This is a genomic window from Paenibacillus sp. JNUCC 35 (assembly GCF_058269095.1).
On record NZ_CM177771.1, the window covers coordinates 115,785 to 138,939 of the forward strand.

General features: G+C 47.6%; 22 protein-coding genes and 3 pseudogenes. 15 read left to right on the forward strand and 10 right to left on the reverse strand.

The genetic code is table 11. The features are described from left to right. Positions 1-26: 26 nt before the first annotated feature. Positions 27-770, reverse strand: a complete 744-nt coding sequence (locus AC2TF6_RS00560) for a GntR family transcriptional regulator (RefSeq protein WP_491309515.1) — start codon at positions 768-770, stop codon at positions 27-29. Between the two features lie 227 nt (positions 771-997). On the opposite strand from AC2TF6_RS00560, the gene AC2TF6_RS00565 reads away from it, so the two are divergent. Next, a complete protein-coding gene (locus AC2TF6_RS00565) occupies positions 998-1,441 on the forward strand; it encodes a cell wall hydrolase (RefSeq protein WP_491309516.1) in 444 nt (147 codons plus the stop codon). A 335-nt stretch (positions 1,442-1,776) separates the two neighbouring features. On the opposite strand, the gene AC2TF6_RS00570 is transcribed toward AC2TF6_RS00565, so the two are convergent. After that, a complete protein-coding gene (locus AC2TF6_RS00570; RefSeq protein ID WP_491309517.1) occupies positions 1,777-2,202 on the reverse strand; it encodes an exosporium protein C in 426 nt (141 codons plus the stop codon). 158 nt (positions 2,203-2,360) lie between these two features. Then, positions 2,361-2,804, reverse strand: coding sequence for a MarR family winged helix-turn-helix transcriptional regulator (locus AC2TF6_RS00575; RefSeq protein WP_491309518.1), 444 nt, complete (start codon positions 2,802-2,804; stop codon positions 2,361-2,363). Positions 2,805-2,913: 109 nt separating this feature from the next. Here AC2TF6_RS00575 and AC2TF6_RS00580 point away from each other — a divergent pair, with 109 nt between their 5' ends. Continuing rightward, complete coding sequence (locus AC2TF6_RS00580; protein WP_491309519.1) at positions 2,914-3,834, forward strand: alpha/beta hydrolase family protein; 921 nt, start codon at positions 2,914-2,916, stop codon at positions 3,832-3,834. 258 nt (positions 3,835-4,092) lie between these two features. Here AC2TF6_RS00580 and AC2TF6_RS00585 read toward each other — a convergent pair whose 3' ends face one another. After that, a complete protein-coding gene (locus AC2TF6_RS00585; RefSeq protein WP_491309520.1) occupies positions 4,093-4,785 on the reverse strand; it encodes a YetF domain-containing protein in 693 nt (230 codons plus the stop codon). Between the two features lie 241 nt (positions 4,786-5,026). Between AC2TF6_RS00585 and AC2TF6_RS00590 the strand changes: the two genes are divergently transcribed. Then, positions 5,027-5,524, forward strand: coding sequence for an SMI1/KNR4 family protein (locus AC2TF6_RS00590; RefSeq protein WP_491309521.1), 498 nt, complete (start codon positions 5,027-5,029; stop codon positions 5,522-5,524). 264 nt (positions 5,525-5,788) lie between these two features. Here AC2TF6_RS00590 and AC2TF6_RS00595 read toward each other — a convergent pair whose 3' ends face one another. After that, positions 5,789-7,237 (reverse strand): alpha/beta hydrolase family protein, encoded by a 1,449-nt coding sequence (locus tag AC2TF6_RS00595; RefSeq protein ID WP_491309522.1) that lies wholly within the window; start codon positions 7,235-7,237, stop codon positions 5,789-5,791. A gap of 376 nt (positions 7,238-7,613) precedes the next feature. Between AC2TF6_RS00595 and AC2TF6_RS00600 the strand changes: the two genes are divergently transcribed. From AC2TF6_RS00600 to AC2TF6_RS00625, 6 genes and pseudogenes are all read left to right on the forward strand, one after another. After that, positions 7,614-8,498 carry an ABC transporter ATP-binding protein gene (locus tag AC2TF6_RS00600; RefSeq protein WP_491309523.1) on the forward strand — a complete coding sequence of 295 codons (885 nt, stop codon included), beginning with the start codon at positions 7,614-7,616 and terminating at the stop codon, positions 8,496-8,498. Then, complete coding sequence (locus tag AC2TF6_RS00605) at positions 8,495-10,852, forward strand: ABC transporter permease (protein WP_491309524.1); 2,358 nt, start codon at positions 8,495-8,497, stop codon at positions 10,850-10,852. Before AC2TF6_RS00600 ends, AC2TF6_RS00605 begins: the two co-directional genes overlap by 4 nt. 29 nt (positions 10,853-10,881) lie before the next feature. Continuing rightward, positions 10,882-11,586 (forward strand): DUF998 domain-containing protein, encoded by a 705-nt coding sequence (locus tag AC2TF6_RS00610; protein ID WP_491309525.1) that lies wholly within the window; start codon positions 10,882-10,884, stop codon positions 11,584-11,586. Positions 11,587-11,624: 38 nt separating this feature from the next. Next, positions 11,625-12,200, forward strand: coding sequence for an RNA polymerase sigma factor (locus tag AC2TF6_RS00615; protein WP_491309526.1), 576 nt, complete (start codon positions 11,625-11,627; stop codon positions 12,198-12,200). Then, positions 12,175-13,089, forward strand: a complete 915-nt coding sequence (locus AC2TF6_RS00620) for a hypothetical protein (RefSeq protein WP_491309527.1) — start codon at positions 12,175-12,177, stop codon at positions 13,087-13,089. Before AC2TF6_RS00615 ends, AC2TF6_RS00620 begins: the two co-directional genes overlap by 26 nt. A 58-nt stretch (positions 13,090-13,147) precedes the next feature. Beyond that, positions 13,148-13,861, forward strand: a pseudogene (locus AC2TF6_RS00625) (ATP-binding cassette domain-containing protein); the annotation flags it as partial. A gap of 368 nt (positions 13,862-14,229) precedes the next feature. Here the strand turns inward: AC2TF6_RS00625 and AC2TF6_RS00630 are convergent. From AC2TF6_RS00630 to nfsA, 3 genes are all read right to left on the reverse strand, one after another. Next, complete coding sequence (locus tag AC2TF6_RS00630) at positions 14,230-15,366, reverse strand: agmatine deiminase family protein (protein ID WP_491309528.1); 1,137 nt, start codon at positions 15,364-15,366, stop codon at positions 14,230-14,232. Between the two features lie 75 nt (positions 15,367-15,441). Further along, positions 15,442-16,269 carry a MerR family transcriptional regulator gene (locus tag AC2TF6_RS00635; protein WP_491309529.1) on the reverse strand — a complete coding sequence of 276 codons (828 nt, stop codon included), beginning with the start codon at positions 16,267-16,269 and terminating at the stop codon, positions 15,442-15,444. Between the two features lie 509 nt (positions 16,270-16,778). Further along, positions 16,779-17,552, reverse strand: a complete 774-nt coding sequence (gene nfsA / locus AC2TF6_RS00640) for an oxygen-insensitive NADPH nitroreductase (RefSeq protein ID WP_491309530.1) — start codon at positions 17,550-17,552, stop codon at positions 16,779-16,781. A gap of 158 nt (positions 17,553-17,710) precedes the next feature. Here nfsA and AC2TF6_RS00645 point away from each other — a divergent pair, with 158 nt between their 5' ends. After that, positions 17,711-18,214 carry a MarR family transcriptional regulator gene (locus AC2TF6_RS00645; RefSeq protein WP_491309531.1) on the forward strand — a complete coding sequence of 168 codons (504 nt, stop codon included), beginning with the start codon at positions 17,711-17,713 and terminating at the stop codon, positions 18,212-18,214. Between the two features lie 282 nt (positions 18,215-18,496). Beyond that, positions 18,497-19,129, forward strand: coding sequence for a LysE family translocator (locus tag AC2TF6_RS00650; protein WP_491311728.1), 633 nt, complete (start codon positions 18,497-18,499; stop codon positions 19,127-19,129). A gap of 153 nt (positions 19,130-19,282) precedes the next feature. Here the strand turns inward: AC2TF6_RS00650 and AC2TF6_RS00655 are convergent. Continuing rightward, a pseudogene (locus tag AC2TF6_RS00655) lies at positions 19,283-19,696 on the reverse strand (alpha/beta hydrolase family protein); the annotation flags it as partial. On the opposite strand from AC2TF6_RS00655, the pseudogene AC2TF6_RS00660 reads away from it, so the two are divergent. The 4 genes and pseudogenes from AC2TF6_RS00660 to AC2TF6_RS00675 all read left to right on the forward strand — a co-directional run. After that, positions 19,696-19,936: pseudogene (locus AC2TF6_RS00660) on the forward strand (substrate-binding domain-containing protein); the annotation flags it as partial. The pseudogenes AC2TF6_RS00655 and AC2TF6_RS00660 sit on opposite strands and share 1 nt — an antisense overlap. Before the next feature lie 353 nt (positions 19,937-20,289). Continuing rightward, positions 20,290-21,144 carry an ABC transporter ATP-binding protein gene (locus AC2TF6_RS00665; protein ID WP_491309532.1) on the forward strand — a complete coding sequence of 285 codons (855 nt, stop codon included), beginning with the start codon at positions 20,290-20,292 and terminating at the stop codon, positions 21,142-21,144. Beyond that, entirely contained in the window at positions 21,137-21,793 is a 657-nt protein-coding gene (locus AC2TF6_RS00670) for an ABC-2 transporter permease (RefSeq protein ID WP_491309533.1), read from the forward strand. Before AC2TF6_RS00665 ends, AC2TF6_RS00670 begins: the two co-directional genes overlap by 8 nt. Next, entirely contained in the window at positions 21,790-22,161 is a 372-nt protein-coding gene (locus tag AC2TF6_RS00675; RefSeq protein ID WP_491309534.1) for a GntR family transcriptional regulator, read from the forward strand. The genes AC2TF6_RS00670 and AC2TF6_RS00675 overlap by 4 nt, the downstream gene beginning before the upstream one ends. A gap of 654 nt (positions 22,162-22,815) precedes the next feature. On the opposite strand, the gene AC2TF6_RS00680 is transcribed toward AC2TF6_RS00675, so the two are convergent. Next, positions 22,816-22,989, reverse strand: coding sequence for a helix-turn-helix domain-containing protein (locus tag AC2TF6_RS00680; protein WP_491311729.1), 174 nt, complete (start codon positions 22,987-22,989; stop codon positions 22,816-22,818). Between the last annotated feature and the right edge of the window lie 166 nt (positions 22,990-23,155).

Here is a 23,155-nt window from a genome sequence, read left to right on the forward strand (position 1 = left end):
CCACTGCCCTGCAATTTTATTAGGTCCTATTTCTTCGAAGCGTTGATCACAATCTGGCTAAATTCTTTAGGAATATAATACTTATTGTATACAATAGGGTACTGTTCATTTACATATAGACTTTCCAGCAGCAAGTCACACCCCTCGCTGGCATCAAGTTCAAATTTTTGAGATGAGGTATTCATCACCGTGGAATGTTTGACCTCCACCGTTGCAGAGTTAGCCAACTTATATACCTTATTCTCAAGCATGTCCAACAGTTGCTCTTCATTTTGGAGGTCCAGGTTCAATTCTGTTACGGCCTCAATTGCCATAAAGGTAAATCCGAAAGCCACCGCCTGTCCTTTACTCATATACCAACGCTCAACGGCTACCACAGCCGTGGCTTTCCTTTTCAGGACCTCTTTGGTGTATTCACTCTCCAAGTCCAGTCTGAACTCGATGTCGACATGGTCAATGTCCTCTGTATGGCACTTATAAATAGGATTTCCGATTTTATCCAGTCCATCATTTCTCTGCACCATTCGAGATTGGGTAACAAAGTTTCCTTTACCATGAATACTCTTTACCAGCCCGTCATCCTGCAAGAGAGCTAATGCTTGTCTTAACGTCATTCTGCTTACGTCGAACATTTTGGCAAGTTCAGGTTCAGTAGGCAATTGACTATTGGAGGGGAACACACCACTCATGATTTTTTTGAAAAGTTCATTGTATACGGTAAGGTATAGCGGTTTTTTGGCTTTGGGTAGATGTTCCGGCTTTATTTCCATCGGTCCACACACCTATTCTCTAAATTCATCCGTTAGAGCCTATTATATCACACCTGTAATCGTTCAGTTTGGGCGGATCTTCCTGCCAAAGGTTGCTTCTTAACCCAGGCGAAAAAGGCGGCTATTAGGTGAAATAGCGCTTGTTCATTTTATTAAATTGCCTGCCCGAGTAACACATCTGCTTCACCTACAATATGATGAGTCTAGAAATCTAAAGAGGTGATCCAATGGCAGTCGTAAAAGCCAGGGACCAGGATATTAATATGTTGGCAAGGTTGCTTCGAGCCGAAGCTGAGACCGAAGGCGAAATGGGCATGCTCCTTGTTGGAAATGTTGGCATTAACCGAGTAAGAGCGAATTGCTCCGATTTTAAAGGAATCCGGACAATTCCCCAAATGATCAACCAGCCGCATGCGTTCGAAGCCTTGCAGCATGGTCTGTATTATCAAAATGCAAGAGATAGGGAACGCCGTCTGGCGCGGCGGGCTGTGAATGGGGAGCGGAATTGGCCAGGTAAATTCTCCCTGTGGTATTTCCGTCCGGGAACGTTCGAAAATCCCGGACCCTGTCCGCCGACTTGGTATAATCAGCCGCTCGCGGGACGATGGAAGAAGCACTGTTTTTATGAACCGACCGGGGAAGAATGTGAAAATATATATAACACGTTTTAAACTTTCTCTCATTAAGTGCCGCGTAAATCGCGGCTTCTTTATTATTCTGAAGGAGACAAGTCGAGTCCAAATTACAAAAGGCCATCCCGCCAAGGATGGCCGTATAACGTGCCTTTACAGACAGCGCGGAAACCCTGCCATAATGGAAACCAACGTCAAAAATGCCTTGAACGTACACGCCAATTAATGGTAGCGGATCGCAAAGGCGACGGTAAAGCGACTCAAAGGCTTGGTGCTGTCACCTTCGTGAAGGACAGGGAGCCGCAGCAGCATTTAGCTCCAGTTTTGGACATGGCCCTTCCATTTGCGCGTGCGTCGATGATAGGAGGCGCAGTTTAGTTTCTGGTTTTAACAGCTAGCCCGCTAAATGAGATTGGCCCTACAACATCTACTCTTGTATTTGCAGTGCGGTTTTCTGCCGTGACTGTGTAAGCATGAGTACCTGCTTTTACATTTCTATCTTCAGCTTGGAAGGTAACGATATAATTTTGCTCTGAACCCGTAGATTCGATACCTTGCTGTGTGTTGAAAATTTCTGTATTACCGCGAAAGACTCTAAATAGAATTTGCGCAATGCCTGTGACACCTTTGACACCAACGGATGCCACCAAATCTACCCGGTTCGGTTGAGAATTCGCCGGAATCCGGATTGGGATTGTTGCTATGCCGGATTTTTGCGGGGAACGTCGAATAGTAAACGATTTGGCCGGGTTGAAGCGACTAAGCGGCTGGACGGCCGCTTTATCAAGGATACGTACCACAGTATCAACTCCTCTTTTTAATGCTCCAATTTATGTAAGAGGCAAAGGGAATGATTGGGCACATTTAAGATGAACACGTAAATCTGTGTTTTAACTCCTAACTTGGGCAATTCTTTTCGAGGAAAAGTATCGGCTGCCGGCGGGCAATACAAGACGCTTTAGACCCTGTTTTTTGTTCTTTCCGCCAGCTTAGTAATCGACTCAATGTCTTGATCGGTTAATTGATCAAGAAAATGTTTGCGTATTGCCTGGGAGACGATGGGACGGGCCTCATCCAATGCCGATTTTCCAACGGTAGTGATGATGACTTGAACACCGCGATCTGTGTCTAATGGTTTCCTCATCACAAGTTTGCGTTTTTCCATCCGCGTCAGATGATGTGACAATCGACTCTTATCCCAGTCCATTGATTCGGCCAGCTCCTGTTGGCGAAGGCTGCCGTCCCCTAGAAGGACTAACCGGTCCAATATCCCATAATCGCCCTCTGATAGTCCGGTGTGCTCGGACATCTCTTTTATTACGCGACCGAAGATGCTGTGAAAGGAGCCTTTCCACATATACCATAATTTCAATTCTTCTTTGTTTAGTTCGCTCTTATCCATGGGAACATAATAGCATGGTTGACGCGTCAACTTCAATATGCTACAGTTGCTAAAGGTTGACATGTCAACCTATGCTGATATTGAGAAGACAAAGAAAGGAACATCAATTATGGAAATGAACGTAAGTACTTCTACTCCAGTCATCTCGGTAAAGCCGGTAGTGCTGTCAGCCCCGGGCCGCGGTGAGGATTTGCAAGTGAGGGTATCAGCGCCAGCGATGGGGAGCCAATTGCCTATTATTATTTTCTCGCATGGCTTTGGTTGGTCGTCGGATGGCTACGGTCCGTTAGTCGACTACTGGGCTGCTCGTGGCTTCGTGGTCATTCAACCCACCCATCTCGACTCGAGGACGCTGAATCTTCCTCCTGACGATCCCCGTACACCCCTGATCTGGCGTTTCCGCGTCGAAGACCTGAAGCGCATCCTTGACCAACTTGATCATATTGAATCATCCGTTCCAGGACTCAGCGGACGTCTCGACCGAAGCCGTGTTGCCGCAGCCGGACACTCGTGGGGAGGTCAAACGGTCAGCATGCTGCTCGGTGCGCGCGTCCTCGATGCCCACGGCGAACCGGGAGAGAACATGTCCGACTCGCGTATCAAGGCGGGCGTATTGCTTGCCACGACCGGACTGGGCGGGGATGACTTGACTCCGTTCGCGGCAGAGCACTTCCCGTTTATGAACCCGAGCTTCTCCGACATGAGGACGCCGACCCTGGTGGTGGCGGGGGATCATGATCAATCCCTGCTGTCCACTCGGGGGCCGGACTGGTTCACCGACCCCTATTTCCTGAGTCCGGGCAGCAAGAGCCTGCTCACCCTCTTTGGGGCAGAACACTCTCTTGGCGGAATTGCCGGGTACAACGTCGCGGAAACGACGGACGAGAACCCCGAACGAGTTGCTTTGCTCCGGCAGCTCACGTGGTCTTACCTTCGCGATGCGCTCAATCTCGACGATTCCAGCTGGCTGGCAGCCCGGAAAGCTCTGGAGGAGAACGCCAATCCGTCAGGTCGTATCGAATCCAAGTAAGAGCCTGAAAGGCGTGATCAAAGCGAATCAAAGAAAGGGCCATCCCGCAAAAGGATGGCCCCAAAACTTGCCGTTATAGACAGCGCGGTGAACCGTATCATAAGTAGTTGCAAGTTTTGTGCGATAGCATGATGGGGTACCTAGAGAAGGGGCTTATGCTTGCAGAAGTAAAAGCCCCTCCGCTTTTTTGGTTGAATGGGCCCAATTCTAAGGTTGTTGAAGGTTGGGTTGAACTCAAGTAGTCGCTGCCGGGTCTTTTTATGGCATCGAATCCTGGTATTTGTCGATATATAGCGTCCCGTCCAATTGGAGCTCTGCGTAAAATACTTGATCCAAAGAATGAATGTTGGCTTTCTTTAATTGTTGGTTGAGCCAGGCAGCGGAGACATCCATTTTTATAAGGTTTTTTTCTACGATTTTGCCATCAACGATAAGCTCGGTCGGGATTCTTTGAATAGGCGTAATGGTTGCTTTTATATCTTTTTTTGTTGCAGGCAGTAGTTCTTCTTTTCTCAACACACTGAGTTTACCGTCAGGTTCCAGAATTGCAAATTCGACTTCTTCGGGTGAGAAGACATCCTTGTTCCGAAGCAGCATGATTAAATCGTCGATGTTGAGGTGCTGTTTAGCCAGTGCCTTTTCCAAAATCATTCCATCTTTGATGAGAATCGTAGGCTGGCCGTCGAGAATCTCACGAGCTTTGACGGAGCGCAATCCGGTCAATGCGATGATGAACGTCAAGAGCGACCATAAGACCAAGCTAGATATTCCTTGCAGCAGCGTGATTTGTCTGTTGACGATGATCTCGGCAGTGGTGGAGCCGAAGGTGATCCCTGTTACATAATTGAAAAACGTTAGATGTCCGACTTGTTTTTTACCGAGCAGACGCGTCAAAACGAGTAGAGCAACGAAGGACGTTGCCGTACGAAATAGAATTTCTCCATACGTCATGTGCTGAGCTCCTTGCATAACAGATAGCTTTAGATTGGACTTCATTTCCATCTCTTATACTTGTTAAGTGAAAGGAATCTAATGAACATGAACGGCTGGACGAAAGAGCAAACTAGTATGTTGCTTGCGCCAGGCAATCCTATGAAATTCAGGAACCGTACCATAAGTGTCGGCGAAAATAATGTTGTGGAAACCTAGGAGAATGTGTCGGACGTGTGGAATATTTTAGAAGGTGATGAATATGAACAAAAAAATTGGCGAATTTATTAGTTGGGCTAATGAAAACGGTTGGGATATAACCCAAAAATCGGGGTTTCAATTAAATTTAGATAGCAGCATTCTATCTAGATATAAAGAAATCCCAAATGAGTATTTGGATTTTTTAAGTGTAGTTGAAAAATGTATGGCACCAAATGAGAAGACTTGGTTTATTTGTGAGGATGAATTCAATAATAGCTCGGATAGTGCGTTTAAATGGAATGAATATGAATTGCTCAGTTTAGAAGCGGCAATGGATGATATTACTTGGAAATCGGAAATAACTGCGTGGTGGGATAATTACTTGCCAATAGTTATGTCAGTTGATGGTGGATATTCCTTCTATGCGATTGATTTAACCAATGATAAAGGGGCTATTGTACACGGATATGAGCCCGAATTCGAAGAAGTTGATAAAGTGGCAAACTCTCTTGAAGAATTTTTAGAATTAATTATGTCGAATTCAATAGGGTTCCAGTGATGAAATTAAACTAACGGATACGAAAGTTGAATCAAATCCATTCAGGCCGCCGATTACTTCGACGGCCTTCAGTGCATGGTTCGATAACGGAGAACATGTTGATGCGGATGTCCTAGTAGGCGCCGATGGGGGAGCTTCCAAAGTTCGTCGTCAGTACAAGCCGGGTGACTACGGGATTGGGCATGAAAGGCGTGAAAGAACCAAAAGGAGATGCACCTGTAAGTCTCGTCCTTGAGGACACGGTCTTCAACCCCGCACATTGAATTATTTGTTGTTCACCTTGAAATCCGCTTCCGGGTACTTGGCGGCCAAATCTTGCAGCGCAGAATCGTCCTTTCCTTTTAAATACCGATCGAAAAAGGCAACACTGAATTCGTTCACGATGCGGTGATCCCGCCGCGGGTCTGCGCCGCTGAGGCCTAGCAGCGGAGAGAATAACGCAAGATCGGAGTAGCTTGCATGCTTTGAATCCGGAATAAGGATCGATAACCCTCCGCCTGCTAAAGCATTGCGCGATTTTTGTATATATTCTTTTCTCGGGGCTTCGAACTCTTCTCTGCTTATCCCGCCTAACTGTTTAGCGACATCTTCGTAAGAAGTCATCACCTTGCTGTACGTCTCGTCTGAATACATCATGAAGAACGGCTTTCCGAATCCTCTGTCCGAAACCGGCGGACCATAAAACCCTCCATCCATACTAAGGACAGCCTTCACACGCGAATCATTCTTTAACATTTGCACCGTAACGGCTCCACCGAATGAATGTCCGAGCATACCGATTCGATCGATATCGATCTTACCGGTAAAACGGCCTTCAGGATCGTTCCGATTAAGCTTCTCCACTTGATCAAGCACAAAGGCAGCATCATCGGTCCAAAGCGGTATATGCTGATCGTACTGGGCATTGGAAGTCAGATTGCGGCTCACTTTGCTCACGGCTACCCTTCCGTCAGGATATACGGATGCAGCAGCTTCATAGGCATAATCGATGCCCAGAACAATATAGCCGTGGCTTGCAAGCTCCTCCATCTGGAACATATTTTGATTGCGATACCCGTTCATCCCGTGTGAAAAAATCAAAATCGGATAACGGCTTTCCGAATCCGAAAGCTTGGCTTCCAACAAAGCATGCGTTTTGATCAGCCCAAGATGGCATAGCGTAAAAGCTGGAAGGTCCATCATTTTGGATGATATGGCTTCTGTCATTTGCGACGCGTTCAGGAGATAGGGGCTCTTCTTTTCGGCGCTTCCTTGGGCGGCTGGATACCAAATTTGCGCCATCAGCTCGCGCCTATCGGCAGGGTTATCCGAATATGTTTCTCGCCGCTCATCATCAACCCAATGATAAACCGTCGTTCCGACCGCATAGGGTCCCGTCGGTTCATCAAACGAGAATACCGGCAACACCGCTGGCGGCACAACCGAGACTAACAAATATACGGTCAATAGCACCGCTTGAACCGTAACCGCAATCCGGCTTCTGCCGCCTTCCTTCCGCTTGCCAATGAAAAAATAAGCCGATAATAAGAGTGGCGTCAAGTAGGCGGGAACCATCTCCCACCGTCCACCTTCCACGACAATCTGCACAATTACCAAACTGAAGGCGATCCCTAAAGGGATGAACAATCCCCGGCCGCCTTTCTTGTTCGCGATTACCGCCCAGTACAACAGGCCAAAATTAACCACGATCAGGCCTATTTCCCAAAACCTCACGCCGATCTTCCTCCCTTTGCTATAAATACGAACCTGTTCCAGCTTACAAAAAAATTATAAAGATGAAAGGGGGAATATTATAAATTTTTTATGAATGTCGTGGAGGAATTGTCCTTCCTTTACAAGGTGGAAACGAGGCAAATATCATCGTTAAGAACAAATAAAGGGTCAGAATCCATTTGCGAATAAGACAGCTTTTTTGCCGTTCTCGTGCAATTGGCAATTTCATCGGCGTTTACCGGCGGATAAAAATATCTCAAAAAAAATGCTGCGATACCAAATCTTTTTAGTTGCATGCTCGTTATACTAGCCAAAGCAGGCTCAACGCGCGCGAACACCGAGCAGGCTGGTTATTTTTGGGGGAGGGCGGCAGCCTGTGCAAATTCAGATTACCAACTTGGGGAAAACATACGGTGCCTTGCATGCGCTAAGTGAGGTCACCTTAACGATACCAACGGGCATATTCGGGTTGCTCGGTCCGAATGGAGCGGGGAAAACGACGCTCATGCAAATTCTCGCCACCTTGCTGCCGGCTGATGAAGGAAGCGTGGAGATCGGCGATTACAAGCTGGGCCGGGACGATCAGGCGATTCGGGCGATGCTCGGGTACTTGCCGCAAGAGTTCGGTTTATACGGCAACTTATCCGGTTACGAGTATCTCGATTATGTGGCGCTGATGAAAGGAATAACGAATTCGCGCCAGCGAAAAGAGGCTGTTGCTTCGCTGCTGGAACAAGTGAATATGACCGATAAAGCGAAGAAGCGGATGGGGAGCTATTCCGGCGGCATGAAGCAGCGGATCGGAATCGCTCAAGCGATGCTCGGATCGCCGAAGCTGATGATCGTCGACGAACCGACGGCGGGGCTCGATCTGGAGGAGCGGATTCGTTTTCGCAAGTGGCTCGATCAAATGGGTAAAGATCGTATTGTCATTTTGTCGACCCATATTGCTGCCGATATCGGCAACAGCTGCGGACGGCTTGCCATGATGAAGGAGGGCCGAGTCGTCTACCAAGGCACGCAAGCGCAGCTGCTTGAACAGGTGAAGGGCCGAGTATGGACGGGAATGGTCGAGGAGCCCCAATTTGATGCCATCAAAACGTATCTGAGAATACTCTCCTCTCGGAAGACAATTTATGGCCGGGAAATACGCGTGTTGTCCAGTGACGGAACCAGGCCCTTTGAAGGCGCGGAGCCGGTGGAGAGCGGGCTGGAGGATGCTTATATGGATGTCATGAAGCCGGAGGTGCCGCTGCCATGATTGTTATTTGGAAATACGCCATCGTCGAATGGAAGCTTATGTTCCGGGGATGGTTCTGCTTGATCCTGCTGGCTGTAACAGGCGGGGCTTTTGCAGTCTCCCTGATCAATAACGCGTATGCGGATGATATCGGGTGGTACACCCTATCGAGCTCATACAAATTCATGTGGTTTATGTTCATGATGGCGCCGTTTTTGGCCATATCGGCAGCGCGAAGGGATATATCGGCGAATGTTCGTTCGAAGCAAGACACTTTGCCCTATCGTTCCGACCAATTGATTTCGGCCAGACTGATTGCCTTGATCATTCCGCTGGGCGCGATCTCCCTGCTGCCCGCGTGCTTTTACGCCTATCAGGCTTTGCGTGCGGGAATGGAATTTTCATCCATGGCAACGGGACTATCCATGCTCGGCTCATTCGTCATTCCAACGACCTTTACGATCTTGCTCGGCTATTGGATCGGCACTTGGACCCGCAACCGCATCGTTTATTTGTATGGCGTGGCGGTTGTCGCGGCGGTTTTGTTTTTGACCAAAGTTATTTTTCTCAAATGGATGCCGGCCCAGTGGACCTATTTGGCTGATATTGGATTAACCGACTTGACCGGCATGAGCTTTTATTCGGAATTGTGGGGCTTTACGGACGCTGCGGCATACGGGCTTCTCCGTTTGTTCCATACCGCGCTGATCATTCTCCTATTCGGAGCAATCGTGTACAGCGCGAAGAAAAGAAGAAAGGAAAAGGGCCGGAATACCGTCCTGTTCCTGATTGCCTCCACAGCCGTCGTCGCCATGGTTATGAGCGTCCTCGGCTATGCGTCCATATGGAAGGATCGTACCGAATCGTCCAAGGAAAATTTCGCATTTTACAGAAATCTGCTCCAAGAAAATCCTTCGGAGATCAATCGAGTGGCTATCGAACGGTTTCTGGCAGGCGAAGCACCGGACCCGAACGCGAATCCGCTGACGCAGCAGCATAAGAACATGCTCCTTCTGGGCCGGAAGTACGCCATGCTGACGGCGCTCAAATACGATTTGAAGGTGAACATCGGGGGAAAGCACCGCATGGAAGTGCAGAGCGCAATCCAATTGCAGCATGGAGGCCAGGAGGCAATTGACCGCTTTCCGTTGTCACTCCGGCATCATTTCCAAATCAAAGAAGTAAAGATCGAAGGGATGCCGGCAGCCTTCGAGTGGGAGCCCGGAGAGGATGTCGTATGGATTGTCCCGGCTCGGCCCATTCAGCCTCGCACAGTGGTGGAAACAACGATGGAATATGCGGGTACGATCAATGACTGGTATGATCCGCAAGGCTCCGGAGGAATCGGCAGCTCCCTTGACGCCCGTTGGGAGCGAAGAGTTTTTGTCGATTCAGAGAAGCTGTTTCTGCCGGGATATTACGGATGGTACCCTTACCCGGGAACCGACAGGTTAGCCGAACTGGAGCAAGTACGCTTCGACGAAAGACTGTCAAGTCCCGTTGTGGATGAAGCCGTTAGAGAGAGCGAGACTTACCGGCAGCCTGCCGATTTTCATGTGGAGGTTGAAGCGAGCGAGCGGATGCAGATTATAGCGAACGGGGAGAAGATAAGTTCCCAAGCAGCGAATGGGAGGCAGCGTATCGAATTCGATGCGTCGGGTGTTCGCGGCTTCAACCTCATTGGCGGGAATATGACCGAGTGGACGGAATCGAATCATCAGGCAACGGTTTCGATCGTTTTATCGAATCAAATTCCTCCGACCCGTGCAAAGAGCATTGCGGGAAACCTGCTTGTGCATTATACGGAGCTGTCCCAAATAGCGAAGATGCTCAATCCGGATGCTTATTATCCGAGCCGCATCCATTTCATCCGCACGGATTATCCGGGTCGGGTACAAAACGAATCGTTCAACAACCAGCTGTTATACAGATCACCGCCGATCAAGGGTGAATCTCTTAAACCGATGGATAGCAATGGCTTCAACTATTTGTCTTATCCGAACCATCCTGCTTCGATGACCATTAACGGCTTGTCATATTTCGACGAGGATCTTGTGCGGGCAACGGTTCTTGATGCCAACGTCATGTCCGTCCCCCTATTAAAGCTGGCCGGATATATGACGGAAGCGATATCGCAAGCGATCAGGCATAACGGCACCACGCAGGACGGACCGTTGTTTATCCCGAGCAGGCATAAACTGAACGGTGCGCCGCATCCGGTTTATTTGGCGATGAACAACGTGTATGAAGCGTTCGGAAAAGCGCGTTTTCCCGAGGCGATCCGGCAAATATACGAATACGCGCGCCGTTATGAAGGAAACGAACAAGATGTCGATAAGGATTTCATCGTATTTCTAAAAAGTTTGGCCCCATAACTAGGAAGGGCAGAAGGAGGCCGTGTGGAATGAAAGAGAATAGACGTTTTTTATCTCCGTGGCAGAGCGGCCGCGAAATTGCCGCACATTCGGAGAAGGCGCGAAGCGGTACGGAAGCTTTGCTTCACGTGGGCATGGCGATTCCGTTTCTTTATTTCGGTATCCCCGTCATCGCCGCGCCGTTTTACCCGGGTTATAGCTTTATAAGGAATACCGCAAGCGATCTCGGCTCCAATCACGCCGTCTACCCGTTGCCGGTCAATGTGGCGATTATTTTGCTCGGAATCGCGACCCTTATTGCGGCTTTCGGTTTTTTGCGTGCGTTCCTGCGGCTTGGAACCCGCCCATTATTGGCGTGGATCGCGTCGATAGCCGTTTGTTCCAACGGACTCGGCTCCCTGTTATCGGGCATATTTCCGAGTCCCGACCCGAGACATGGCGGAGGAATTTGGGGGATCGGCTCGTTCCTACTGCCGTTTATTTTGGCCATCGCATTGTGGAAGCAAAGCGATTCGCGGCTTTTGAAAGGCTACCTCGTCGCCAATATCTTGTTGTTTGCGGCTATGATCCCGATCATGAGTGGAATGGTGGAAATCGACAAATCCATGATCAGGGGGCTGCTACAGCGAATAATGGCATTTACAGCTTTCGCTCCGATTGGAGTAGGGGCCTATATGCTCCAAAAGCGGTTACGGTCGAAGCGGCAAGCCGCTAAGATTAGTCTCGACAAATAAGAGCCAAAGAATCGAGCCGGTAGAAGGGAGGGATGCCGATGATTTCCGACGAGGAGCTGTTAAACCAGATCGCAGGTGGGAGCGAGGCCGGCTTGGAGGCGCTTGTGTACCGCTATCATAAACCGATTTACGAATATTTGCAGCGTATGCTGAATGACAGATCGCTAGCGGAAGACTTATGCCAGGAATGCTTTATCCGCGTATGCAAGACCGTAAGGACGGGACGCCTGCCGAGCCGGTTTCGCCCATGGATCTACCGCATCGCCACCAACCTGTGCAAGGACGTTTGGAAGTCGTCGGTTTATCGCAAGGAGTCGTTATGGGGAGCCGATAAAATGTCCCTTCATTCGGCCGGCGACACGGTTTCGTCCATTTTGGAGCGGCAGTGGGAACGGGAAGCGGTTATTCGAGCACTCGGCAGGTTGGCTAATGACGAGCGGGAAGTGATCGTTCTTAGGTTTTATCACGAGCTCAAGCTGGACGAAATCGCGGAAATTTTGGAGCAGCCGTTAGGCTCGATCAAAACGAAGCTTTATAAGACATTCAAAAAGATGGCCCATCTATTGAAAACGGAGGAGGTGGATCCGCATGGAAAGGCGCATTCCCCCGAGTGAACGGACACAAGACATATGGAGGGAACTGGAGCCGAGTTTCCGCGAAGAAGCGGATAAGGGCGATGCGGGCGGATCTGGCTGGGAAGCGTTCGAGGAAACCGCGCGCGGTTTGGAACGATATCAGGTGGCAGGTCCGTCTGATGAACAGACGAAGGCGCTTCTCGCACGCTTGACTCCGCTAGTAGCCGAGCCGGAGCGGCCCAGGTTTGCCGACCGTCTGCCGCATGCGGAGCCTGGAAGCGCGCCGCTATGGGTCGCGCTCATTCGCTTTATCGCGCCTCAAGTTCGGTTGTTTTCCAAGGCGTTCTGGATCGTGTCGGCGGTCATCATGATTTTCGGCGCACTCGCAATGCCTCTTGTCGGGCGCGGGGGGATCAATAGCTTCGTCTTCGTATCGTCATTTGTAGCCGGAATCGGCGTCTTCTATGCGCTGAGATCGTATGGCATGCCGATGTCCAAGCTGGAGGCGACTTTCCCGGTCTCTCCGGTTGAGATGATGATGGGACGGCTGGGCATTATCGTTCTGTATGACATGATACTGGCTTTGGCGGCAAGCGTCCTCTTATCGTTGACCGGTCAGACCGGTTCGTTGTTCGCATTTATCATCGGTTGGTTGGCGCCTTTATGCTTGTGCACCGCGCTGGCATTTGCCGCCATCGTCCGTTTCGGGCCGCAGGTTGGAGCCGGTTTGACGCTAGTGGTATGGACGGCGGAATTAACGCTCAGGGACTTGCTCGGACCTTTATACTTCATGAGTGACACCGGTTATGCATTTTGGGGAAGCAGCCGCATGATCGCATTCGCGATAACGGCGATTCTCTTCTTCGTCGCTTGCCGGACCATCCGAAACGGCGGGAAAGGGGATAAAGGGCGATATGATCCGGCTTGATGTGTGCAAGGCGGCGTTCCGCCATTCGTCGTCGGCTCCTTGGGTGTTTGAAGGTGCGGAGTTTTCCTTGTCGCCGGGAATCATCGCTTTATTCGGCCCCAACGGAAGCGGCAAAACGACGATGCTCGAATGCATCGCCGGCATCCGGACATTCGGCAAAGGCGACATTCGGTTCACGCTGCAGGATAGACAGCTCGGGGGCAAACGGTTTCGGGAACGGCTCGGCTACGTTTCCCAGCAATTTGCCTTTTACGAGGAAATGAAGGCGGAACATTTTTTGACTTATACCGCGGAAATGAAGCTAATCCCGCCCCGTCTGATTCCGGACAGAGTAGCTGAGGTGCTGGCGGACTTTGGCCTTGCCCGATTCGGGCAATTCCGCATCCAATCATTATCCACCGGGCAAAAAAGAAGATTGTCGATCGCTCAAGCGATGCTAAGCGATCCGCATTTGCTGCTTCTGGATGAGCCTCTGGAAGGGCTGGATTTAGAAGAGCGGGCCCAGGTGATGGATCTCCTGCACGAACATGCGAGCGGCTGCATCATATTGCTGGTCGGTCATATGTATATGGAGATCGAGGATTGGGTCGATCAGGTGCTTTTCATGGCGGATGGAGCCGTGTCCGGGCCGAAATCGCCGCAGCAGTGGAAATCGGCCACGCTGCACGAGGCGCTCGGGAATGGCCGGGACGCGAACATTCCCGCGGAGCGGATGCCGACGTTGGAAGAGGTATACCTGGAGTTCGCAAGACGCCGGAGGCGCCATGATTGAAAGACATTTCGGCTGCGCCCGGCAGACTGGCCTCCCTAGAAGTAAACACTTTCGGCGGTGAATTTAAAGGAGTGCGTAGAAAAAAGAAGTTCAGGAGCTGTCGCGCCGCGACAAGCTCCTTCTTACTTTTCCGCCGGTAGACCCGTTAAGGTGAACCCTACCACAAATAAAGCAAAAATATGAAATCATGATTTTTTTAGGGAATCAATTTATCATGTTTTATTGGAGATGAAAGTACAATTAATGTAGTGGATTGCGCCTGAATGGCGAATTGGAACCTGATCAACGTCGAAGGAAAAACTCCCGATTCGCCTATTTTTATTGCCAATGCGGGCGATATCGAGTTCAAATAGTAGAAATAAACGCGATCATTTTACATTAACGGGTTGTTGTTGTGTCACACAATGAATCATACCGCCATCTTTATAAAGTTCCCTCACGTCAATTCCAATAACCTTACGGTCAGGGTATAGTTTCTGGATTGTAGCGTTTGCGGTTTTGTCATTCGGATCATGATAATTTGGCACTAATACAACGGTATTTCCAATGTAATAATTGATATATGAACCTCTGTAACCCAAGTTCTTTCCGTTATTTAGCACGACATTGTTTTTGGTAATCGGTAAATACACATATTGATAAGGCTTGTTAAAGGCATTCTTAGCTTTCATTAATGTGTTAATATCCTTATTGGAGACGCCCCATTCTTCCAAATCCTCTTCTTTCATTGTAATCAATGTAGACTTATCATGAAATTTAGCGAAACCATCAATATGGAAGTCTGTAATATCCAAATTCGGCACACCATCTAACCAAATAAAATTCGTAGCACCAAGATTTTCTTTTATTGTCTCCTCAATTTCTGCTTCTGATAATTTAGGATTTCTATTCTTATTCGTAACTGCACTGCGTGTTGATAAAAATGTACCATTTCCATCTAATTCAAATGCGCCGCCTTCCAGTACAACATCATTTAAATTAATTCTTTCCATTCCTAACTGTTTACTTAGTTTGTTGGCAATGGCGGCATCTTTTTTGTACGGGGTTTTCTTGCCCCATCCATTAAAGCCCCAGTCCATAAGTTTAAGATTGTTATCTTTGTCGTATACAAAAATCGGAGCTGTATCTCTTGCCCACACATCGTCCGTAGGAATAATATAGAAGTCAATTTTGTCCATATTGATACCCTCATCATACAGAAGATCATAAATATTTTCTTTTTCGTATTTATCGTAGGCGATAATATGAACATTTTCCCCTTCGCTTAAAGCACTTGCCATCTCGATCCAAATGGATTCGAGCTTTTCTTTATGACCGTTACCATAGGTGAAATTATGGGGCCACTGCAACCAAGTGCCTTCATGTTTGCTGCTTTCATCAGGCATGGTGTAGCCTGCATTTTGTTTTTTCATGGTTTGACCCTCATCAGCTTTGCTTTGCGTACATCCTAATAAGATCCCAGCCGTTATTAAAGCCCCGGTGCACAATACAATCATCTTATTCATGTCCAAATCTCCTTGCCTTCTAGTTGCTTTCTCTTGTAGTAGAATAAGCTTTGACATTATGTCAAGGTCAAGCAATTATGATCTTGCTTCATTGATAAGGGGGAAACAGACTTGTGTCACATACTCCTCCTCAGGACAATCACATTCTGAACCTTTCAAGTAGGTTTCATAAGGCGCCCCGTCCAAATCGTAGCCATTGCTTTCTAACCATTCTTCAAGAGCGATATGTGCGTATCCAATATAGTCATAACTTCCGATATGCAAGGTAGTGGCAATGAACTTTCTGGGGAGTGTCTTGATCTGCCAATCACATGATGTATCTTCGTCATTCATATGCACGATCGGGATTATCAGCTCAACATCGCTGTGATCTGGGGTATATTCTTCATCGAGAAAAATAGCAGACGGGACACCAAGTAAGTGAATATTACTCTCCTCTGCCTTCTCGTATAAGGAATCAATATGCTTGTCCATGTTAGCCATATTCATCTGAATCCGTTGACTTAGGATACGGACCTCGTTTCTCATGCCGAGCAGGATATCATAAGATCTTCTTTCTACTGGAACTAAGTCCACCCTGTCTTCAATCATTTCTTGCATTTCTGCGATAATTTGTTTAAATCTATTCATCTCATTTGATAATTCATGAATTTTCGAGTGAATCAATCTGGTCAACGATTCCCTGTCTGGTGTCTGAAGGATCGTTCTAATTTCCGGCAGGGAGAATCTATATTCTTTCAGCTTCTTGATCCATAACGCCGTCTCTAATTGACTCTTTTCATAATATCTATACCCGTTCGTTATATCTACATGTACTGGTTTTAAGAGTTCTTCCTTATCATAGTGTCGCAACATGCGTGCGCTCATTTTGCAAAGCTGAGAAAATCTGCTGATCGTGTACATATTACTCTCTTCCTTCGTAGGGTAGTTCGCCATTATCTTATTCTAATCCATACCATTTATACAGAACCTATTTAATAAGTATACATATCTAGGGGGACTTCGATAATAATGAATCTTATCGTCGCAAATGGCAAATCCAAAAGAATGTTTGACGCAGGAATCCGGCGGATGCGGCTATTCCTTTATGAGTAGCGTAAAAACAGATGCTTAATGAAGGAGGGTTGAGTGGGGGAAATGGGGCGGTATATCAAATTTTTTCACGCGTGTAAGGGGAAAGTGAACGAACTCCATCCATGGGGAAGAGAATGTCCCCTATTGAAGCAGCGCTGGACGCTCTTTCGGAAGAGAATGTTCATATCATCGCACGTCCAACACTTACAATTGTTCAGGCTTTCATAAGAGCACCCAACTAGGTGCCCTTTAAAATTCGTTTTTAGAGTGATACGGTGAACCGTATCAGAAGTAAGGCGAAATGATTCCCCGCGATGAGTATCCCTCGTCGTTTCCCCTCAGGTAATGTTAAAGCCCTTGCTGCGCATGTATTCGGTCATGGCGCCGAGCGGTATTTTCATCTTCAGAATGTCAATGTGCTTTCGCGACCACCCATCATTGCGATTGTTCTCGCTGCGCGTCTGGTAGTAGTGGTTCATGTCGCTGTCGTAAGCTTGGACTCGTTCAAGCTGCTCCGTCTCGGAGGGGTAACGGTTCTCGAAATAGACGGCTTCCAAGGGAAGACGAGGCTTTACTTCCGGCTGCTGGTCGGGTACACCGACGGCGATGCCGAAGAGCGGAATGACGTACTGAGGTAGACCGAGCATGTCGTCAAGCCGTTTGATGTCTTTGTTGACCGCGCCCATGATGACAGCGCCGAGTCCAAGCGATTCTGCGGCCAGAACGGCGTTCTGTGCTGCAAGCGCGGCATCGATGACAGCGATTTGATAGAAAGCGGAGCTTTCCAGCATGATCTGCATATCCTGCTTCTCCTGATTGGTACCCATGGCCGTCAGTCGCTGAAGGTCCGCGCAAAAAATAAATAGGTGTCCGTTTTCCTCGATATACGGTGTCTTCGTGATCTCACGCAACTCGTGTTTCAAAGCGGGATCGGTAAGACCGATAATCGAGTAGGCCTGCATGAAGCTGGAGGAAGAGGCCATTTGGGCGGCACGTACGATGGTTTCAATCTGGAAGGGCACCAGCTTCTCGTTCTTAAATTTGCGGATCGAACGGTGATTCATGATGGTTGCCAGCACTCGGTTTGTCGTGGAAGCGGATTGAGTCGTCATAAGGGGGCCACTCCTTCGTTGTTATTGTTTCCTGGAAACAAAATAACATAGGGAGAGAGATTCGTCAATATTGTTTCTTGGAAATATTATTTACGGACATGGATTCTTTTTTGCTATACTTAGGGGCATATGTAACGGATGAAAGGTGGCGCGGAAGGATGAAGCAGGCTCACGATGAAAGGTTGCTGCAGGAAGTGTTTGAAGCTTTTACACAATTTGCGGAGAAAATACAGCAAGACGACGACGAAGAGAGGGCATGGCTGCTGGCGCAATGCTCGGATCCGCAGATACAGGCTGTATTGCGCGAGATGACACCTACGATGTTCCATGTGCTGGATGCGATCGGCAAGCTCGGCCGAGCGAACGGCAGCACGTTGTCTAGCCGGTTCGGCATTCCGAAGGGTACCATCTCTAAGCTGACGAAGCGTCTTGCTTCGCGCGGTCTTATCGTGACCGAGACGATTCCGGGAAACAAGAAGGAGCTGCATTTTGCGATTACGCCATCGGGCGAGAAGATCTACAAGCTACACGAGCAGCTGGACGAACGTATCCAGGCGGGCGCTACCCGTTTCATGGCGGGCTATACGGAGGAGCAGCTGACGTTCATTAGAGATTTCATGCAAAAGCTGGTCTCGAACTCGTTTCTTCAGCTTGATGAATAGCCAGCAGGAGTCCTAGTCCGCCGCTTCTTTTTTTACGGAAGGAAGAGGACATCATGAACCTGAGTAGGCTCCCCAAGGCCGGGAAAGAAAAGGGTCAGAAGTGTCGGTGCTGGCAGCGTACGCGCTTCTGACGGTGCTTTCGCTTCGAAGAAAGGAAGATGCCCCTACTCTACAACGTGCAGGATAACAACAACATGCTAATCAATGATTGACTTGATTGTTTTAGCTATAGTATTATTTCTTCTTTATGTATTTCAAAATGAGGAGGCGGAAGTTAACAAAATGTTTGGAATAATAAATTACGAAGTATTTTTGCTTACAGGAATTCTTTTAAATCTAATTCCTGGAGCTGACACAATATATATTGTTGGAAGAAGTATTTCACAGGGTAGAAAAGCTGGAGTGTATTCTGTTCTCGGTATTATTAGCGGATCTTTAATCCATACTTTATTAGTTGCCTTTGGTTTGTCAATTATACTTACAAAGTCCATTGTATTATTCAATTTTATTAAAATAGCTGGAGTTACTTATTTAGTTTATCTGGGAATTAGAATGTTACTGGATAAATCAAATATAAATTTTAGTGAATCGAAAACAAATAAGCACAACCCCAGAAAAATATACATACAAGGGATGTTGACAAGTCTTACAAATCCGAAAGTATCTTTATTTTTCCTATCCTTTCTTCCACAATTTATTGATACAAAGGCTTCTGGCCCAATCCCATTCATAATTTTAGGACTCACATTTTCGTTCACCGGATTCATTTGGTGTCTTTTTGTTGCTTATTTTTCCTCTATCATCACTAAGAAGATGAATGTAAACCAAAGAATGGGTACCTACTTAAACAAAATAACTGGAATTATATTTATCGGATTAGGGTTAAAATTACTTGGATCGAAAGCACCTCAATAAATTTGGCAACATAGTTGATAAAAATTTACTTCGCTAAGCTAACGGAACACGATAGTTGAATAAAGTTAGATCAAAGAAGGGCCATCCCGCAAAGGATGGCCCTAAACGTGGTATGTCGTCCCGTGGAAAGATCACTCCAATGCTAATGATGGTCTATCCGTTTGTACTAAGCGCCAACAAGCGTTTTAGGTGATCGTCAATAAATTGATTATCGGAACTGTTGATTCCGCGACCGGCAAAATGGCCCCAGATCGACTCGATAGGATTAAAAACAGCATTAGGCATAAGCTTAGCCTCGTATTCGTTATCGTCCGCCGAGCAGAAGAGATCCGTGCTCCCTGGCATGATGCAGGCAAGCGCTTTAATGCTTTTGAGTGCCTTATTGAAATCTCCGTTATAAGAGGGGTTTGCACTAATATCTGCATTTTGTCCGGTCCATAACATGGCTAGGACATTGTGCGGGTCCATCTTCATAAAGCTATCTTCCCAGACGCCAACTATAAAATCTGCCAATGAGTCAAATCCCAGCTCACGATATAGTTCCTCTCTGTAAAACGCCTGCGATACAAAGTGCCGAAGCCATTAAACAATGTGCCATTACGGGAATCGGTATTGCCTTTCTTCCTGAAATAACAGCGAAAGCCGAAGTTGAACGGGGCGAACTTGTTGCTCTTCCTTGGCAAGGACTTGCACGTGTATACACAGATGTTATGGCATAAAGACAAGTGGCTTTCACCCATCATGTTATCTTTCATAGAAGCAGCAAGGGAGGTTCTCGCAATAGAGGAGGAGAATAAAACCGTTTAACCTATTCAGCGATAGGAAAACACCTATTCACCTGCGGGCTATTTGACCCTCGATCCGCAGCTGTTGCAGAACAAAAACATGTATCGTTAACCGAAATTCAAAATAAATTAAATTAAAAGCTACCGTATCACAAGTAGGGCGAAAGTCCCGCTGGGCTCAAAATTGCATATTCACCTCAGAGGCTACCCGACGAAGGGTGGCCTTTTAACTGCAGCTGTAGACGCTGGGAATAGCGCCTCAAGTAGCTGCCGATCATACTTTTTCAAACTGGGGCATCCAGCAATTGACAGCACTCATCCCTCGTGGTATATTGTGCATGCACGATATACACAATCCTAAAGAGGAGGTACGGTATGCTGGCTTTAGACATTCGCAATTTAAATAAGAAGTTTCCAAACTTTCAGCTCCAAGATGTGTCGTTTCAGCTTGAGAAGGGATATATTATGGGCTTTATCGGCACCAACGGCGCAGGCAAGACAACAACTATCAAGTCGATCTTAAACATGTTTCATCTGGATGGCGGAGAGGTACACATTCTGGGCAAAAACATGGCCGAGCACGAACTTGAATTGAAGCAGGACATCGGATTCGCCTTTGGCGGCATCGATTTCTATACGCGAAGCAAGATCAAGACGTTGACCGATGTCATTAAGAATTTCTATAACAAATGGGACGATGAGACCTATTACAACCACCTGAGAAGATTCAAATTGGATGAGAACAAGAAGATCGTCGAACTGTCGACAGGGATGAAAGTGAAGTACAGTTTGGCGGTTGCCTTGTCCCATGGCGCGAAGCTTCTCCTTCTCGATGAACCGACGAGCGGACTCGATCCGGCCGCAAGAGACGATCTACTCGATATTTTCCAAGAGATCATCGCAGACGGCGAAGTCAGCATTCTTTTCTCCACACATATCACATCTGACTTAGAGAAGTGTGCGGATTATATTACCTATATCGCAAATGGGCGAATTATCAACAGTGCCGAGAAAGAAGAATTTAAGGAGTCTTACCGGCTGCTGAACGGTAGCGAGAGCCAACTGAACCAAGTGAAGGATCGGTTGATCTCCTACAAGACGAATTCGTTCGGTTTTACAGGATTGATTCACGCAAGAGACTATGATCCCTCTTCCGACATCAAAGCAACCATACCGAGTCTTGAAGAGATCATGATTTACTTCGCGAAGAAGGAGGATGCGTATGTATAACTTATTGAGGAAGGACTTGAAGCTAGGTGTTAACCCGATGCTTTTTGTACTGCCTTTTCTAATGGGTGCCTTAATGCTTGTTCCGGGCTGGGTTTATTTTATTGTGATCATGTACTTCTTCTGGATTACAATGCCGAATATGTTCGCCCAATTTAGAGCCCAGAACGACTTGTTGTTCACCACGATGATACCTGTAACCAGGACAGACTTGGTGATGGCCAGGGTGTCCGTGATTGCCATCTTGGAAGTATTGCATATTGTGATTGCCATGATCTATGGGTTTTTCACGATCCGTTTATACCCGAATGTGGACTACTATTTCTTTGCGCCGCACCTGGGTTTCTGGGGACTATGCTTTATCATGCTGGCGATCTACAACCTCTTCTTGTTCCCCATGTATTACAAGACCGCGTATAAATATGGGCCTGCGCAGCTTACGGCCATTGCGGCGGCTATGGTTTTTGCCGGTGTCGCACAATGGGTCGGAATCGAGAGCTCTTATGTGTCCGACATCTTCAACGGGTCTGGTGCTGACAATACGGCGCTTCAAACATTCATTCTGGTCGTTGGAATCGTGATTTTCATTGCCTTCACATGGATTGCTTATCGAATGGCGGTCAAACGATTCCTGCAAGTGGAGATCCAATGAACATAGCAATTTCGAACACATCCGAAAAACCGATTTATCAGCAGCTATTCGAACAGATCAGCGCTCAAATTCTCAAAGGCGAATTAGCGAGCGGCTATTGTCTGCCGCCTATTCGCCAAGCAGCCCAGGAGCTGCGCATTAGTGTCATCACCGTCAAGAAGGCCTGGGAAGAACTCGAGCGATGCGGCTTGATCAATACTATAACGGGCAAGGGGTGCTTCGTAGCCGAATTCTCGTCCGACGAGATGCTGCGAATACGCAACGAGATGGTTTCGAAGCAAATGGCCAGCGACACTGCGTACTACAAATCTTTTGGCCTAAGCTTGGATGAAGTGATTGAACTTTTGAAGAAGGTTTATTCATCTTGAATCAGAAGGGACTGAAGAATACTGAGAAAGTTAGATAAAAAATTTTATATAGGAGCGATCCTGCTTATTGCCGGGATCGTGTGGGCGATTGCGACCAACCGTATTGGAACGACTGAATGGATATTGTTACTAGTAGGAGTCGTGATAGGCATCCTGGCGGGGACGATTCAAGGGTGGGCAATCGCTCAGAAAGAACAAGGGAAAGTCGGCGCGGGCAAGAGGGTGTTCTATATCGTGGGTACAATTGTCGTGCTTGTTGCTGTGAAAGTCGCACTAAATATAATGTTTCCATCGTATCTAGCAACGAGCCAGGCCGGAATCTGGCTGTCGATAGTTTTTGCCGTTGGGGGTCTCTTCCTCGGACGTGCTTTGTACGACCGAACTCTGGCTCGATAAGGAAGTGCTCAGCAAAAAGTAAAGACGAGAAAAAGTTTAAGCAGTTACCGATAGAGAGAGAACTCCCGCGCCTAAAGGCCGGGAGTTCTTCGCACAACTGGTTCTAATTATTCCAAGTCCAAAACTTCGTACCCTGCGATATGAATAGCCTATCAAGCCAAATATCAAACGGGATCTTGAAAACATAAGATGGGTTGTTAAAAGCTTCTTCATGATCGTGAAAATTTAGGTGCGTGTTACCTTGGACCACTATTCGCTCTACCACCGCGTACCTGTTTCATCCGTCCACTCATAGAGATCATCCATATTACAATCAAAGATGATTGCTGCCTCTTTCGTTTTTACTAAAGAAAGTTTCCTTTCTCCCTTTATGACCTTATGAACGAATGAGTCTGTAAGCTTAAGTCGTCGGGCCAATTGGGCTTGTGTCATTCCGGCTTGCGCCAGGAGTAGTGGTAAGCGGCTCCTCTCGATCCGGATCAAAATGATATACCTCCCCGTTGCTTAATTCTGACTCAAATTATAGGTTTACAGCAAGAAGGTGTAAAGCTAGGCGCAAGCGCGGGGATAAGTTCTGCTACGCAGGGCGGCGGCGAAG

What these genes read in the sequence shown, in the direction of transcription:
- nfsA (WP_491309530.1), bottom strand. Translation starts at nt 17,552, where the DNA reads ATGACGACTCAATCCGCTTCCACGACAAACCGAGTGCTGGCAACCATC.
- AC2TF6_RS00620 (WP_491309527.1), top strand. Translation starts at nt 12,175, where the DNA reads ATGGAAAGGCGCATTCCCCCGAGTGAACGGACACAAGACATATGGAGG.
- AC2TF6_RS00575 (WP_491309518.1), bottom strand. Translation starts at nt 2,804, where the DNA reads ATGGATAAGAGCGAACTAAACAAAGAAGAATTGAAATTATGGTATATG.
- AC2TF6_RS00645 (WP_491309531.1), top strand. Translation starts at nt 17,711, where the DNA reads ATGAAGCAGGCTCACGATGAAAGGTTGCTGCAGGAAGTGTTTGAAGCT.
- AC2TF6_RS00630 (WP_491309528.1), bottom strand. Translation starts at nt 15,366, where the DNA reads ATGAATAAGATGATTGTATTGTGCACCGGGGCTTTAATAACGGCTGGG.
- AC2TF6_RS00605 (WP_491309524.1), top strand. Translation starts at nt 8,495, where the DNA reads ATGATTGTTATTTGGAAATACGCCATCGTCGAATGGAAGCTTATGTTC.
- AC2TF6_RS00680 (WP_491311729.1), bottom strand. Translation starts at nt 22,989, where the DNA reads ATGACACAAGCCCAATTGGCCCGACGACTTAAGCTTACAGACTCATTC.
- AC2TF6_RS00675 (WP_491309534.1), top strand. Translation starts at nt 21,790, where the DNA reads ATGAACATAGCAATTTCGAACACATCCGAAAAACCGATTTATCAGCAG.
- AC2TF6_RS00565 (WP_491309516.1), top strand. Translation starts at nt 998, where the DNA reads ATGGCAGTCGTAAAAGCCAGGGACCAGGATATTAATATGTTGGCAAGG.
- AC2TF6_RS00585 (WP_491309520.1), bottom strand. Translation starts at nt 4,785, where the DNA reads ATGACGTATGGAGAAATTCTATTTCGTACGGCAACGTCCTTCGTTGCT.
- AC2TF6_RS00635 (WP_491309529.1), bottom strand. Translation starts at nt 16,269, where the DNA reads ATGTACACGATCAGCAGATTTTCTCAGCTTTGCAAAATGAGCGCACGC.
- AC2TF6_RS00580 (WP_491309519.1), top strand. Translation starts at nt 2,914, where the DNA reads ATGGAAATGAACGTAAGTACTTCTACTCCAGTCATCTCGGTAAAGCCG.
- AC2TF6_RS00610 (WP_491309525.1), top strand. Translation starts at nt 10,882, where the DNA reads ATGAAAGAGAATAGACGTTTTTTATCTCCGTGGCAGAGCGGCCGCGAA.
- AC2TF6_RS00670 (WP_491309533.1), top strand. Translation starts at nt 21,137, where the DNA reads ATGTATAACTTATTGAGGAAGGACTTGAAGCTAGGTGTTAACCCGATG.
- AC2TF6_RS00665 (WP_491309532.1), top strand. Translation starts at nt 20,290, where the DNA reads ATGCTGGCTTTAGACATTCGCAATTTAAATAAGAAGTTTCCAAACTTT.
- AC2TF6_RS00590 (WP_491309521.1), top strand. Translation starts at nt 5,027, where the DNA reads ATGAACAAAAAAATTGGCGAATTTATTAGTTGGGCTAATGAAAACGGT.
- AC2TF6_RS00650 (WP_491311728.1), top strand. Translation starts at nt 18,497, where the DNA reads ATGTTTGGAATAATAAATTACGAAGTATTTTTGCTTACAGGAATTCTT.
- AC2TF6_RS00560 (WP_491309515.1), bottom strand. Translation starts at nt 770, where the DNA reads ATGGAAATAAAGCCGGAACATCTACCCAAAGCCAAAAAACCGCTATAC.
- AC2TF6_RS00615 (WP_491309526.1), top strand. Translation starts at nt 11,625, where the DNA reads ATGATTTCCGACGAGGAGCTGTTAAACCAGATCGCAGGTGGGAGCGAG.